General features: G+C 50.5%; 17 protein-coding genes. 2 read left to right on the forward strand and 15 right to left on the reverse strand.

Going from position 1 to position 12226, the window contains the following annotated elements; translation table 11 throughout:
• Window positions 1-23: 23 nt before the first annotated feature.
• The 10 genes from tsaE to FBF26_03910 are packed head-to-tail and all read right to left on the reverse strand — an operon-like array spanning window position 24 to window position 7782.
• Window positions 24-500, reverse strand: a complete 477-nt coding sequence (gene tsaE, locus FBF26_03865; GenBank protein QJU10373.1) for a tRNA (adenosine(37)-N6)-threonylcarbamoyltransferase complex ATPase subunit type 1 TsaE — start codon at window positions 498-500, stop codon at window positions 24-26.
• The gene (locus FBF26_03870) at window positions 497-1081 is read right to left on the reverse strand and encodes a hypothetical protein (protein QJU10374.1); all 585 of its coding nucleotides are present in this window, start codon (window positions 1079-1081) and stop codon (window positions 497-499) included. The genes tsaE and FBF26_03870 overlap by 4 nt, the downstream gene beginning before the upstream one ends.
• Window positions 1082-1108: 27 nt before the next feature.
• On the reverse strand, window positions 1109-1396 hold the full coding sequence (locus FBF26_03875; protein QJU10375.1) for a hypothetical protein: 288 nt from the start codon (window positions 1394-1396) through the stop codon (window positions 1109-1111).
• Window positions 1393-2022, reverse strand: coding sequence for a hypothetical protein (locus tag FBF26_03880; GenBank protein QJU10376.1), 630 nt, complete (start codon window positions 2020-2022; stop codon window positions 1393-1395). Before FBF26_03880 ends, FBF26_03875 begins: the two co-directional genes overlap by 4 nt.
• Window positions 2019-2579 (reverse strand): hypothetical protein, encoded by a 561-nt coding sequence (locus FBF26_03885; GenBank protein ID QJU10377.1) that lies wholly within the window; start codon window positions 2577-2579, stop codon window positions 2019-2021. Before FBF26_03885 ends, FBF26_03880 begins: the two co-directional genes overlap by 4 nt.
• Window positions 2572-3621: a pilus assembly protein PilM gene (locus FBF26_03890; GenBank protein QJU10378.1), complete on the reverse strand. Its 1050-nt coding sequence runs from the start codon at window positions 3619-3621 to the stop codon at window positions 2572-2574. The genes FBF26_03885 and FBF26_03890 overlap by 8 nt, the downstream gene beginning before the upstream one ends.
• Window positions 3622-3681: 60 nt before the next feature.
• Window positions 3682-4908, reverse strand: coding sequence for a type II secretion system F family protein (locus tag FBF26_03895; protein QJU10379.1), 1227 nt, complete (start codon window positions 4906-4908; stop codon window positions 3682-3684).
• A complete protein-coding gene (locus FBF26_03900) occupies window positions 4909-6690 on the reverse strand; it encodes a type II/IV secretion system protein (GenBank protein ID QJU10380.1) in 1782 nt (593 codons plus the stop codon).
• Between the two features lie 55 nt (window positions 6691-6745).
• On the reverse strand, window positions 6746-7087 hold the full coding sequence (locus FBF26_03905; protein ID QJU10381.1) for a hypothetical protein: 342 nt from the start codon (window positions 7085-7087) through the stop codon (window positions 6746-6748).
• Entirely contained in the window at window positions 7084-7782 is a 699-nt protein-coding gene (locus tag FBF26_03910) for an NUDIX domain-containing protein (GenBank protein ID QJU10382.1), read from the reverse strand. The genes FBF26_03905 and FBF26_03910 overlap by 4 nt, the downstream gene beginning before the upstream one ends.
• Before the next feature lie 88 nt (window positions 7783-7870).
• Between FBF26_03910 and FBF26_03915 the strand changes: the two genes are divergently transcribed.
• Window positions 7871-9022, forward strand: a complete 1152-nt coding sequence (locus FBF26_03915) for a hypothetical protein (GenBank protein ID QJU10383.1) — start codon at window positions 7871-7873, stop codon at window positions 9020-9022.
• Window positions 9023-9050: 28 nt separating this feature from the next.
• Here FBF26_03915 and trmB read toward each other — a convergent pair whose 3' ends face one another.
• The gene (gene trmB / locus FBF26_03920; GenBank protein QJU10384.1) at window positions 9051-9719 is read right to left on the reverse strand and encodes a tRNA (guanosine(46)-N7)-methyltransferase TrmB; all 669 of its coding nucleotides are present in this window, start codon (window positions 9717-9719) and stop codon (window positions 9051-9053) included.
• Between the two features lie 12 nt (window positions 9720-9731).
• Between trmB and FBF26_03925 the strand changes: the two genes are divergently transcribed.
• Window positions 9732-10634, forward strand: coding sequence for a mechanosensitive ion channel family protein (locus tag FBF26_03925; protein ID QJU10385.1), 903 nt, complete (start codon window positions 9732-9734; stop codon window positions 10632-10634).
• 7 nt (window positions 10635-10641) lie between these two features.
• On the opposite strand, the gene FBF26_03930 is transcribed toward FBF26_03925, so the two are convergent.
• From FBF26_03930 to FBF26_03945, 4 genes are read right to left on the reverse strand one after another with little or no spacing between them, the layout of a single operon-like run.
• Complete coding sequence (locus FBF26_03930; protein ID QJU10386.1) at window positions 10642-11058, reverse strand: hypothetical protein; 417 nt, start codon at window positions 11056-11058, stop codon at window positions 10642-10644.
• Window positions 11051-11593 carry a hypothetical protein gene (locus FBF26_03935; GenBank protein QJU10387.1) on the reverse strand — a complete coding sequence of 181 codons (543 nt, stop codon included), beginning with the start codon at window positions 11591-11593 and terminating at the stop codon, window positions 11051-11053. Before FBF26_03935 ends, FBF26_03930 begins: the two co-directional genes overlap by 8 nt.
• A 43-nt stretch (window positions 11594-11636) precedes the next feature.
• Complete coding sequence (locus tag FBF26_03940; protein QJU10388.1) at window positions 11637-11912, reverse strand: hypothetical protein; 276 nt, start codon at window positions 11910-11912, stop codon at window positions 11637-11639.
• A 48-nt stretch (window positions 11913-11960) separates the two neighbouring features.
• Window positions 11961-12182, reverse strand: a complete 222-nt coding sequence (locus FBF26_03945; GenBank protein QJU10389.1) for a hypothetical protein — start codon at window positions 12180-12182, stop codon at window positions 11961-11963.
• Window positions 12183-12226: the final 44 nt, after the last annotated feature.

The following is a 12226-nucleotide window of genomic DNA, read 5'->3' on the forward strand; positions in this document are numbered from 1 at the left end:
CGTCGATGTATCGAGCAGAATAATCACGCTAACTCCTCGTCCGCCGCACTAATTGCCGCGAGGAGTGCCTGGCTCGTCGGCCCGCCAGCACTCAACGTGACACGCCGCGACTGTTCGTCAATTGCTAGAATCCTCACTGTCAGTCGATCGGCCGGCAGCACCTGCTCGACGGCATCCGCCCACTCAACCACTGTTACGGTCTGTGGTTGCATGGTTACCTCCCGAATTTCCTCCGCCATGATACCCGCCTCACCCAATCGATAAAAATCATAGTGAGCCAGTGTCAAGCCGCCCGGCGACTGGTACACGCGGGAAATAGTAAATGTTGGGCTTTGCACCGGTTCAGTAATGTCGAGCCCCTCGGCAACACCTTTCGTTAGCGTTGTCTTGCCAGCGCCGATGTCCCCAATTAACTCGATGACTTCCCCGCCCCTGAGACTGCGCCCAATTGTTTGACCTAGCTGCTGCATCGCTGTGATACTGGTAATAATCTGGCTCATTTGCCGTCGCTGCCGTCAGCTTCGGCCGCAGGATGCGCCTTTCGGAATGGATTTTCGAACGTTGCCTGTGGCTGCACAACCGGCTCCTTGTGGCGGATCTCTGGCGTCTTGACAACGATGTGTTCATCAGTCACACGAACGATCTGCGAACGATGAATCAGCAGTTCAGTATCGCCAAAACTCTTGAGTAGCGGTCGCCGCACTCGGAGCTGCTGAATGACAAAATTACCGGCCTCCAACGTGTAGCCGATGACCTTGCCAACCTTATGATTTTTTTCATCAATGACCCGCTTACCAACTAGTGCGAACTGAAACTCATACACTTCCTTGATCTTCAGGACGTCGCTCGGCATAATCAGCTCGTCCGCCGAATCAATGATCAGACCCAGCGGCCCAATTTCCCGCACATCGGCGATCCGCAGTAAACTCGGCGATTGATCAAGCGTCGGCCCTTCTAGCTCATACGCCACGATCGATAAATTGCGCGGGTCGATCACCGCCCGCGATGTCCGTGCCAGTTCCGAGCCAGTCTGCAGGCTCATCACCGGTGCGTTATCAAATCGTTCAGCAGAAATTAGCATACTTCTCACATTATAGCGATATCCACGCTATTCGGCAAACAGGTTCGTCCGCCCCGCCGGCAGACTAAAATTGGCGTTGGCGGTATCGCGCGTGCGGAAACTGTTGATCTGGTCAATCGTCTTCTGGTCAAATCGCGTCGTCTGTTGTTGGATGGTATCTTCTTTTGGATTCGACGAGGCGAGTAGACTGTAGAGCAGGAAAATTGCCACCGACACACCAACCACCACTGTCAATGTATAGAGGATAACGTGGTAGCGATGGAAAAACCGCGACACCAGTGTACCAATTTGTGAAATATCAGGTGAATTTTTCATCGAACATATACCTCCACATCCAGAGTTTGCGTACTCACTTGGCCTACCCCCTCAGCCTTGGACATGCTGACACTAGCGATCTGCATCCGCGTCAAGTTCTGCTCAATCAAATGCATAAATCGAAGCAGCGCCATGTAATCTGTTTTTTCGTTGAGGCGGACCGACACTTTCATGCTTTTTGGCCCGGCAGCGCTGTTTGAACCGGAGCTATTATTCGTACCCGAGGTTCCTGATGAACCCGAGTTTGACTTGGCTCCAGCCGAGCCTGATGTGAAGGTGAACCCAGCAATGCCAACGCCTGATTGATTGGCGTAAGTAGTGAGGTCATTGATGATCTGATTCTGATATTGATATTGCTGAGTTTCTGCTACTAGCTGCCGAGCCTTGGCAACACTATCCTTATATTTCTCCATCTCTTTTTCCAGTCGCGCTAGATTTTGCACCTTAGCATCAACCGCTTTTGCCTCAGTCTGAATCTTAGAGACTTCCTCAGCGGTACCCTGCAGCATGGTGTAGCCGAAATAAACGATCCCTCCCATGCCGACCAAGATCAGTACCAGCGACAGCGCAAAGACGATCCGCATGGTCACCGCCGGTGTCATTTTTTCTCGTTTTCTCTCACTCATTGCTTCGCGACCTCCGGCACCATCGTCACATTAATTGTAATATTGATCGGGTAACCGTCCTTGTTTTCTTTTTCGGCCACCGCCGAGGCGAGATTAACATCCTTAAAGAGGTTTGACTGCTGAAAACTGTCCTTGAGCCGCAGTGCATCGCCATACGTTTTACCGCGTGCGTTGATAGTCATCGGCGTGCCGAGCTTCTTGCTATCCAGTGTCAACGTTTGCAAAATTGTTCCGGATGGCATCGCCTGGGCAATCTTGAGTGCCACCTTTGAATATCGCACGTCTTTATCAAGGATTGCTTTAGCAATCTTGAGGTTTGCACTAAACGAGTCATAATCCTGCTGGACTTTTTGATACTGCAACGCCCGACGGTTACCCGTCTCAATCGTCTGTTGAGCAGTCGTTTTTGCATGCTCCATGATCAAATAAATACCTACTGTCGCCACAATGAGTAAGAAGCCGAGGATTAACGACACCACACAGTAGCGCCACAATATTACATTTGACCGGCCGGCGACAATCTCACGTTTAACTTTCGGCGGTAATAGATTAATCATGCCAAATCTCCTCCGCTCGCACCAGTGATAAGCCAGCTGCTGTCATAAACCGCGGCCGCAGTTGCTTGGCTGGTGGCGCTAAATTATTAAAGTTCAGCGACTGCCATGGACTGGCCACCCGCGCTGGCAGGGTCAGCTCGCCCGTAAAGTACTCACCAAGCCCTGGCACACTACTACCGCTACCAACGATCAACACCTGTTCAAGGCGGGATTCATCCGGGAAGCGATCGGTGTAGTAGCGAATAACTTTCTGGATTTCACCGATGATCCGCTGCAGGCTCGGCTTTAGTGCCTCGGTAATCTTTTCCTGGCGAGGGCCGGTATTAAGGCCATTAAGCACCTTGAATTGGTGCGCCGTCTCAAGTGGTACGTTCAATTTTTTCGCGATGTCAAGCGTCAATGTATTGCCACCAATGTTTAGACCACCGGTCACGCGAATTGCTGCATCAAGAATAGCAATGTCAGTTGTTGCTGGACCAATATCGACAATAACCGTTGGCAGCGCCCCCTCTTTGGTTCGCTCAAGCAGTCGCGCCACCGCATTGATACTTGGCTCAATCATCGCCACCTCAATACCGCACGATTCAACAATCGCTAGCTGCTCGTCAACGATCTTTTGCGGCACCGCGCACATCAATACCGATAAATTCTCTTTGCCGCGCTTGATAATCTGATGATCGACGTAGAGCGAATCAAGCGGCATCGGCACATACTGCTCAACCTCGAGATTCACCGCCTCTTCAATCTTATTCTCCTGCTTGATCGGCAGCGCAAAGGTGCGCGCGTACGTCTTGGTCGTCGGCAACCCCAGTACCACGCGGTTACTGCCAAGCCGTCCGACAATATTTTTTTCAAACATTTGATTGATCTTGCCGCAGAGATACTCTGCCCGGTCATCGCTCTCGTCCTTCGCCGGATCCAGCTCAATTGCGCCGTATCCATGCACCGTCATCCGTGCCATATCGACTGACATTACCCGAACGCCTGCCTTGTTAATATCAAGCCCGATGATCGGCTTTGACTTGTAGAAAATATTTGCCACTATCGTTTGCCCACATCTCTTCTTTTTGTTAAGTATAGCATAAGCATTTTGAAAAACCAACTACCCCTTAATTTGATTTGCTAATCCAGTAATCGGCATCATCACCGCCGCCGCGATCAAGCCGACCATACCACCCATAAAGACGATCATCACCGGCTCAATCGTCGAACTCAAACCGCTAATCGCCGCATCGACCTCTTCCTCATAAAAATCCGCCACCTTGACCAGCACCTTATCCGTCTGCCCCGTTTCCTCACCGACCGCCAGCATCTGACCAACGATTGGCGGGTAGAGATCTTCGCGCTCATTGATAATCCGCGACAAAACCTCGCCATTCTTAATGCGCTTGGCCGCGTCAAGCAGCGACTCTTGATACACCGTGTTACCGACTGCCCGGGCCGTCACTTCCAGTGCCTCGAGCACCGACACACCCGCACCGATCAGCGCCGAGAAGGTACGGGTAAACCGCGCCACTGCCACCTTACGAATAATCTTACTGATGATCGGCGCTTTCAAGACAAAATGATGGAACTTAACCTTGCCTTTTGGCGACTTGATATAGCGAAGAAGGACGTACACACCGCCAAATAACAGCGGAAAAATAATATACCAAAAACTTACCATAAACTGGCTGATACTCATCAGTATCTGCGTCAGGGCTGGTAGCTCCGCGTCCTCGCCCGCCAGATCCTTAATTGTCTTGCCAATCATTGGCAAGACAAAAATCATCAAACCAAAGAACGCCCCGATAGTGATGACGATCAGCACCATTGGATAGGTCATGGCGCTCTTGATCTTCTTTTTCATTGATGAGTTCTTTTCCTGCTGCAGGGCCAGGCGCTTCAAAATATCGTCCAAAATACCACCTGTTTCACCAGCACGCACCATGTTCACGTACACATCACTAAACGCCTCAGGATGCTTACTCAGCGCATCAGCGAACGAGGTACCGCCTTCAATCTCCTTAGATACTGCATTCAAAATCTCACGAAAATGCGGACTCTCGGCATGCTGCGCCATTGAGTTGAGTGACCTGAGGATTGGTACGCCGGCAGACACCATGGTGCTCAGCTGTCTGGTAAAGCTAACCAGCTCCTCGGTCGGCACTGACTTCTTGCCACCCCCAAAGCGAAAGCCCTTCTTTTCATCGCCAGCTTCCTTGAGATCGACCAACTTCATACCCTGAGCTTGAATGAGCTGGATGGCACTGGCGCGACTACTAGCTTCTAGCTCACCATTGATCGGCTGATTGTTATTTTTAGTTGCGATATATTTAAATTTTGTCATTTATTGCTCCCTTGTTGCTCTCAAAACTTCCTCTAGCGTTGTCACGCCACGCAGCGACTTAACGAAACCATCCGTCTGCATCGTTACCATTCCTTCAGTAATCGCCTGCTGCTGAATCTCATTACTGGTGGCATTGGCAGTGATCATTTTTTGGATTGGAATCGAAATACCGAGAACCTCGTAGATACCAACGCGCCCCTTGAAGCCATTATGGCCGCACTCGTCACAGCCCTCAGGATTTGGTCGCCACAAATATTGAATCGTCACGTCAGTCGAGCCGAGCGGTGTATTGCCGCCAATCTTATCAGCCGCCGCCTGCTGCTCCAGTGCGTGCAGCCGCTGCATCGAGCCCTGCTTGAGATTAAACATCTGAACGATGTAGGCGAGCTCCCCAGCGTCCGGCACATATTGCTGACGACAATGCATACACAATCGCCGCACCAGGCGCTGGCCGATCACCGCCTTGACCGTCGAAGCGATCAGGAACGGCTCAATTCCCATGTCCAATAGACGCGGCAAACAAGTCGCGGCGTTGTTGGTGTGGAGGGTTGAGAACACCAAGTGTCCGGTCAGCGCTGCCTGCACACCCAGGTTAGCGGTCTCACCGTCACGGATCTCTCCGACCATGATGATGTTCGGGTCTTGACGCAGCAGGGCGCGCAGTCCTGAAGCGAAGGTCATGCCGGCTTTGGCGTTAGTCTGGGTCTGGTTGACCCCGGGGATTTTGTATTCAACCGGATCTTCGATAGTTGAGATATTCACATCCGGCGTATTAAGCTCTGACAGCACACTAAACAAGGAGGTCGATTTTCCCGAACCAGTTGGCCCGGTCACCAAGATCATACCATTTGGTTGTGCCATGGCGTCCTTGAGCGTACTCAACGACAACCCCCAATAGCCGAGGCTATCGAGGGCAACCGCCTGGTTGGATTCGTCCAAAATACGCATGACGATTTTCTCGCCATCAGCGATCGGCAGCGTCGATACACGCAGCGCGTATTGCTTACCAGAAACCTTGATCTTAAAGCGACCATCTTGCGGCACGCGGCGTTCGTCAATTTTTAGATTTGACAAAATCTTGATACGACTAACCAGCGCGCCTTGGACATTGCGCGGCAATTTATTCACTTCCTTGAGCACACCATCAATTCGATAGCGTACCTGGACGAAATCCTCGCGCGGCTCAATGTGGATGTCTGAAGCACCCGACTTGATAGCATACTCGAGCAGCAAGTTAACCGTCTGGGCGATCGGCGAATTCTCAGAAATCTCCTCCTCAGAGACGTTTTGTGAGTCCGACTCAGCACCGCTCTGGATTGACACCACCTCATCCAGCTCATCGGTAATATTACCGCGATAATTCTCCAGGCAGTCAAGAATGTTGTTTTTTGTCGCCAGGAACACCTTGATGTTGTAGCCAATCTCTTTCTGGATGAAGTTCAGCGCCTGCACATCATCCGGATCTTCCATCGCCAGGCTCAAGACGCCATTATCATCAGCTGCAAACAATACGACATTGTACTGGCGAGCGATGTGCTCGGGGATGCGCTTGAGAACGTCATCAGGAATATCCTTTGGCTCGATGGTCACAAACGGCACATTGATATATTCACCAATTTTTTGCCCAAGCTGCGCCTCACTCAGAACCCTGTGCTCCAAGATAATCGTCTGCAATGAATGGTGCGTACGTTCCGCCTCCATTTTTAACTCAGCCAGCTGTGACTCAGAAATTACCTCACCCTGGCGCAAAATCTTCTCAATACTACTGTCAGAAATGCGCATAATTACCCTTATGCTTGAGTATAGCGCATATCGTATGGGAGTTCAATGAGAAATATTAGCGATTATCGCCCTGCCCGTGCAGCTGCTGGCGGGCTTGGCGACTGGCCAGTTTTTGGTTGTTCATCCGAGCAACTTCCTCGAGGCTAGAACCGAGCAGGTGCGCCACTGCATTAACATACCACAGCACATCGCCTAATTCTTTGAGAATTTCTGTGCGGTCATCGTCTGTCAGTATTCCCTGCTTGTCGCGAACCAGCTTTTTGAACTTTTCAGCCACTTCGCCCGATTCGCCAACCAGTCCAAGCACTTGTGCCATCAGTCGCGCATCAACCTCCCCATACTCATGCGTACCAATCAGTGTCGCGATGGCTTTCTTGGCGTACTCATCAATTGTCATATATTTCTCCTTTCAATTACCTCATTTAATTCTGCCACAAATTCCTCAAAAAAGAACGGGTCGCGGAAGAATGTCCGCGCTACGATTTGCTCAACTGCTGGTGCCAGGTCATAGTCGGACAGTCGATGCGGGCGGGCCCATACGAATTCTTCACCCGCCACGACTTCATCAGTCTCACCATAAAACACGTGCGCCAACGTTGATGATAATATTTCCTTCCCCACAAGTACACGAATATAGCAATCACCTGCATGCACCAGTGGCAGCTGCTCCACCGCCAATTTCTCGCGCGCCTCCCGCCGGGCAGCGCTGAGTACCGACTCGTCATCAATGTGTAACTTGCCGTACGGCAGCGTCCAGGTATCGATATGCGGCTGTTTGGTGCGCCGCTGGAGCAGCACATCGCCATTAGCATTTTGGACGACAATCATAGTAATAATTTTTGGTTGGGTACGAATTTTGAGCGATTTAATACTAACTCTATCGACGTACGACAACCCCTCCCGCCCGAGACAGTATCCATCATCCGTCTTGATGATGAATCCTCGCTTCTTCAATATATTTAAGTGGTAGGTATAGAGATTAGTATCGACTTTTGGCGGCCGCATATCCCGAAACCGTGCATATTTCATATGCATCAACACACCGAGGATATGCTTTTGAATGTGATGTTCGGGGATAAATTGGTCAATCATAGTTGAGTCAAATTATACTTGCTATTCATACAAGTAATTCTACACTACAATCACTAGTGTCATCAACACAACTAAAGGAGCGACGCTTATGTCAATCGAATCACTCATCCACACACCCGAATTTGAAGGGAGATTGCCCGTGGAAACTGAGCGCAAATTCATGGCTATCTTTCCGGAAAAACTCACCGATCTGCGCGAAGAAGCTGAGCCGATTGAGCAGTTTTATCTGTCACACCCAGACGAACCATTCAGCCTACGCCTCCGCTCAACCTTAACTCGTGATACCGGCGAGCTGCATTACGAAGCAACTCTCAAAGACAACGGCATCCAGGGCAATGATGGCTTGCGTCGACTAGAGGTGACGACTGAGATTAGCCCCGAGCTATATGAATACTACCGTAATGACGAAACGCCGATTATCCGCAAACTACGTGCCAAACCGCTGCCGGGTGTCATCATTGATTTTTTCGAAAACGACGACCTAGTGCAAGCTGAAGTAGAAGATGATGGGTCACTGCAAGAGTTCATTAACCAGTTTAGTAATACCTTCATGGAAATAACCGGTGAAATAATGGCCACCAGCGAGTGGCAAGCACACTACAACTTCCGGCGGGAACACGAAGGCCGCGAGGCGCTGTCGGTTCAGCCGGAACTTGACATTGATACTATTGTTTCTGATATTCTTACCTCTACCGCAGATTCTCCACGCATCATCCATATCGCTGGCCGCAGTGGCTCCGGTAAGTCAACCGTCGTCAAAAAGCTCCGTGAGCAGCTGGAGGAGCTCAACATTAACTCAATTACTATGTCAACCGATGACTACCACCGCGGCGCAACCTACCTCTATTATCACAACAACCGTCAGGAATGGCAGCACTGGGATGACCCGTTTGTATATGACACCGAAACGATGGCCATCGACCTACAAAACCTCATTAACGGCAATGATATCTATCATCGCCACATGAATTGGCAAACTGCGGAGCCATATATAGCGGGTACACTTAGCCCAGCAGAAATAATCATCGTTGAGGGAATCTACGCCAAATCACCTGACATTATCACTGACAATAGCCTCGTCTACGAGATACCGACCCCGCTCACCACCTGTATCGGTCGGCGTATTCTGCGCGACCTCAATGAACGTCCACAATTTTGCGACCCCTCGGAAAATCTACTCTATTTATTGAGTGAGGCCGAGCCAGCATATCGTGCTCAACAGCAACCAACCAATACCTGAGGAGGATTAGGGCTCACTTTGGCTTTCGTTAACCCGATGGTCTGACTGCACGAACAAACCCAATCACCTTCCCCTCACCAACCCACCGCTGCTCGTAGGTTGTCATGATCCGGGCACCGCTCTGCTCGCTAAATCGCTCCGATTCGTGCAGATCAAACGTTAGCTCCCGAAGCCGCCAGCCAGTCACCACCAGCTGCTCCAAGCTCCAACAGAAAAAGTCGTGATCATCATGCTTGAGCAGTAGCTCACCGCCCTCATCAAGCAACTTTGCGTACTGCGTTAAAAAATGTGGGTGTGTTAAGCGCCTGCCGCTGGAGCGCTGGCGTGGAAACGGATCGGGAAAGGTGATCCACAACTGGCTAAGCGATCCAGCTTCACACAGCTCACCCAGCTGATCTGCTCGTGCCCGCACAAACCAGATGTTCGTGAGGCCGCACCGCTCGGCCGCGCGTGCCCCTTTTTGCAATCGATCGGCCTTGACGTCAACCGCCAAAAACCGCTGCTCGGGACGGCGCGTCGCTAGTTCGACGCTAAACAGTCCCGTTCCCGCACCAATCTCCAGTACGTCAATCGGCCGCGGCGTCCACTCATCATACTCAAAACAAAGTGGCGAATTATTAAATAATGCAAATTTATACTTCTTGCGTCGCCGGGTAATGACAAATTGATTTGGATCGACAAAACTCATACTTTTCATTATACTAAACTCATGATGGATACGCTTATCAAACAACTGTTAAATTCGTCGCGCGTTGACGAGTGGATGATTGAACACGGACTGGGCTGGCTGGTGAGCGAGCGGATGGTTGAAACGGTCAGCATCGTCATCGGCGCGATTATCGTTTATTATTTTGGCCGCATGTTTATCACCTGGGCAATCCGTTACGCGATCCACTCCACTGCCAAGCACCGCTCGTGGCACCGCAAAGATATCGAAAAGCGCGAAAATACGCTGACGCAGCTGATTCGTAGTTTTTGGCGCATCACCATTATTGCCTATATTGCCGCCATGGTCGCCAGCAAGTTATTCTACTTTGACTTGTCGCCACTATTTGCCAGCGCCGGCATCATCGGTGTGGCGCTCGGATTCGGTGCGCAGTCACTTGTCAAAGATTTTCTGGCTGGTATTTTTATCATCGCTGAAAATCAATATCGCGTCGGCGACGTGGTTGACGTCATGGGAGCGAGCGGTACTGTTGAGCGTGTCGGCACCCGGTCAACGGTACTCCGCGATGCTGATGGTAATGTACACTACTTACCAAATGGCACCATCCAGCATGTCATCAACAAAACGATGGGGTATAGCATGTCGCGCTTTACCTTACAGCTTGATCCGAGCAGCGACATTAGCCGCGCCGCTGATATCATCAACGAGACCGGCCAGCAACTGAGCAAGGAAAAATCTTGGGACAAGAAAATCATTGAACCGCCAAAATTTGTCTCCGTCGGCGATATCACCGGCCGCTCGGTCGAATTGATCGTTGCTGGTAAGGTCCAGCCATCAGATCAATGGGCGGTTACCTCAGAGATGCGCCGCCGACTCCTCAAAGAATTTGAAAAACAAGAAATCGAGCTAGCTGTTATCCCAACGGCGATAACGCATAAAAAGTAATCATAACTCACTCTGACGAACTGTCTTGACCTTGTGTCGTCGCACCACCCGTGCCATTACCGCTACCATTGACGCCCAGCTGATCATCACTCAACACATTGCTAGCAAACGCCCGCGCACCGTCGGCCTTTTTTTCTTCTTGCTTGTATTTTTGCAGGAAATCATTCAATACCTTGCCCGTAACTTCGCCCTGTGCTTCAAACATATCCCGATTATGATCGTTGGAGTTATCAATCTGCGCCCGATACGGCACATAATCCGGTCGGCTTAAATCCACTCGGAAGGCATCTGACGAATAGTATAAGTGCATCGAGATACCAACGAGCACAATCGACACCACAATTACGCTAATTACCATCGTCAGTAATTTGTGTTGCATAGCCAGCTTGGTCAACCGGCAACTAAGTTGCTTGAGCTTATCCACGACCACCTCCGCCCGAAAGCTTCACCTTGAGCTGCTCCACCGCCACGCGGTAATCCGCCGCCAGTTTGCTCATCGTCGTCACCGATTCACTAACCTGTCGACGTGCGTCGCGCGTCTTGATCAGCTGTGCATAAAACTCGCCCGGCTTGTCACCACAATCTGTCTTGACCAGCGCCGTCAAATTGGACTCATACTCATTGTACTGCTGGGCAAACGCCTTGCGCGCCTCCTCGTAGTCGCGAGCGATCATCACCATTCGCGAGCTGTCAACCTGCGCCAATGCCAAACGGCTATTTAGTTTGGCGATGAGATTAGTCGAGATTGTGTTGTATGCTTGGCCGGCGTTAACCCGCAGCAAGGCGTCGTTATGCTGAATCCGCTGTAATGTCGAACGAATAGACTGACACTGGCTGCGGATCAGATGGAGTGGCGGCGAACTTGGTGCAGTCTGTGCCACGGCAAGGCTTGACCACACCGTTGCGCCAGCCAAGCCAATACTGCACACAAAAAACGCGAGACTACGAAGATGTTTCATCTTTCTTATTATCTCGCGTTTTTGCGTTTAGGTCAAACTGCTGCTACGACTTCTTGAAATGTTTCTCGGTGTCGGCCTTGACCGTACGAGCGGTTCCAGTAACGACATCGCCAACTTTTTGAGCGCCGACCTTGACTGCCTCAGCACCATCCTTGGCGGCAGCCTGGGCTTTTTTGGCAGTTTTGACAGTGGCAGTTTTTAGCTCACCAGCTTTTTTCTTGATGTCAGCGCGAGTTTCTTTGCCGCTTTTTGGTGCGGTCAAAATACCAGCCGCGAAACCAGCCGCTGCCGCGCCGAGAACTGTTAATACTTTTTTCATATATATCTCCTTGTTTGTTTTTATTAAATTGATATATGGAACAGATAATTATTTTTTGCGAAAGAGTTGCACGACTTCAGTAAATAACTTTACTGGAGACAGCCACTCAGTTGCTTGCGCGATGTTAGACACCGCCGCTTCAGCCTGGTTGACGAGGCGCTTGAGCTTCGTCAGCAGTGAAATTATTACACCGAACAAGACAATAATCGTCACCGAGTGAATAATGATCACTACGGTCATCAGTATAATAACTGTTTGCATGTCTTCCATACCCTTCCTTTGTTACTGTTTATGTTTGTCGTATTGACTGTGGC

The sequence above is a fragment of the Candidatus Saccharibacteria bacterium oral taxon 488 genome (genome assembly GCA_013100825.1).
In the GTDB taxonomy this organism is placed as follows: domain Bacteria; phylum Patescibacteriota; class Saccharimonadia; order Saccharimonadales; family Saccharimonadaceae; genus Nanosynbacter.

Excerpts from the sequence above, each read along its gene's own strand:
- FBF26_03905 (QJU10381.1), bottom strand. The coding sequence starts at position 7,087 with ATGACAATTGATGAGTACGCCAAGAAAGCCATCGCGACACTGATTGGT.
- FBF26_03885 (QJU10377.1), bottom strand. The coding sequence starts at position 2,579 with ATGATTAATCTATTACCGCCGAAAGTTAAACGTGAGATTGTCGCCGGC.
- trmB (QJU10384.1), bottom strand. The coding sequence starts at position 9,719 with ATGAAAAGTATGAGTTTTGTCGATCCAAATCAATTTGTCATTACCCGG.
- FBF26_03925 (QJU10385.1), top strand. The coding sequence starts at position 9,732 with ATGATGGATACGCTTATCAAACAACTGTTAAATTCGTCGCGCGTTGAC.
- FBF26_03875 (QJU10375.1), bottom strand. The coding sequence starts at position 1,396 with ATGAAAAATTCACCTGATATTTCACAAATTGGTACACTGGTGTCGCGG.
- tsaE (QJU10373.1), bottom strand. The coding sequence starts at position 500 with ATGAGCCAGATTATTACCAGTATCACAGCGATGCAGCAGCTAGGTCAA.
- FBF26_03910 (QJU10382.1), bottom strand. The coding sequence starts at position 7,782 with ATGATTGACCAATTTATCCCCGAACATCACATTCAAAAGCATATCCTC.
- FBF26_03880 (QJU10376.1), bottom strand. The coding sequence starts at position 2,022 with ATGAGTGAGAGAAAACGAGAAAAAATGACACCGGCGGTGACCATGCGG.
- FBF26_03900 (QJU10380.1), bottom strand. The coding sequence starts at position 6,690 with ATGCGCATTTCTGACAGTAGTATTGAGAAGATTTTGCGCCAGGGTGAG.
- FBF26_03915 (QJU10383.1), top strand. The coding sequence starts at position 7,871 with ATGTCAATCGAATCACTCATCCACACACCCGAATTTGAAGGGAGATTG.
- FBF26_03870 (QJU10374.1), bottom strand. The coding sequence starts at position 1,081 with ATGCTAATTTCTGCTGAACGATTTGATAACGCACCGGTGATGAGCCTG.
- FBF26_03895 (QJU10379.1), bottom strand. The coding sequence starts at position 4,908 with ATGACAAAATTTAAATATATCGCAACTAAAAATAACAATCAGCCGATC.
- FBF26_03945 (QJU10389.1), bottom strand. The coding sequence starts at position 12,182 with ATGGAAGACATGCAAACAGTTATTATACTGATGACCGTAGTGATCATT.
- FBF26_03935 (QJU10387.1), bottom strand. The coding sequence starts at position 11,593 with ATGAAACATCTTCGTAGTCTCGCGTTTTTTGTGTGCAGTATTGGCTTG.
- FBF26_03940 (QJU10388.1), bottom strand. The coding sequence starts at position 11,912 with ATGAAAAAAGTATTAACAGTTCTCGGCGCGGCAGCGGCTGGTTTCGCG.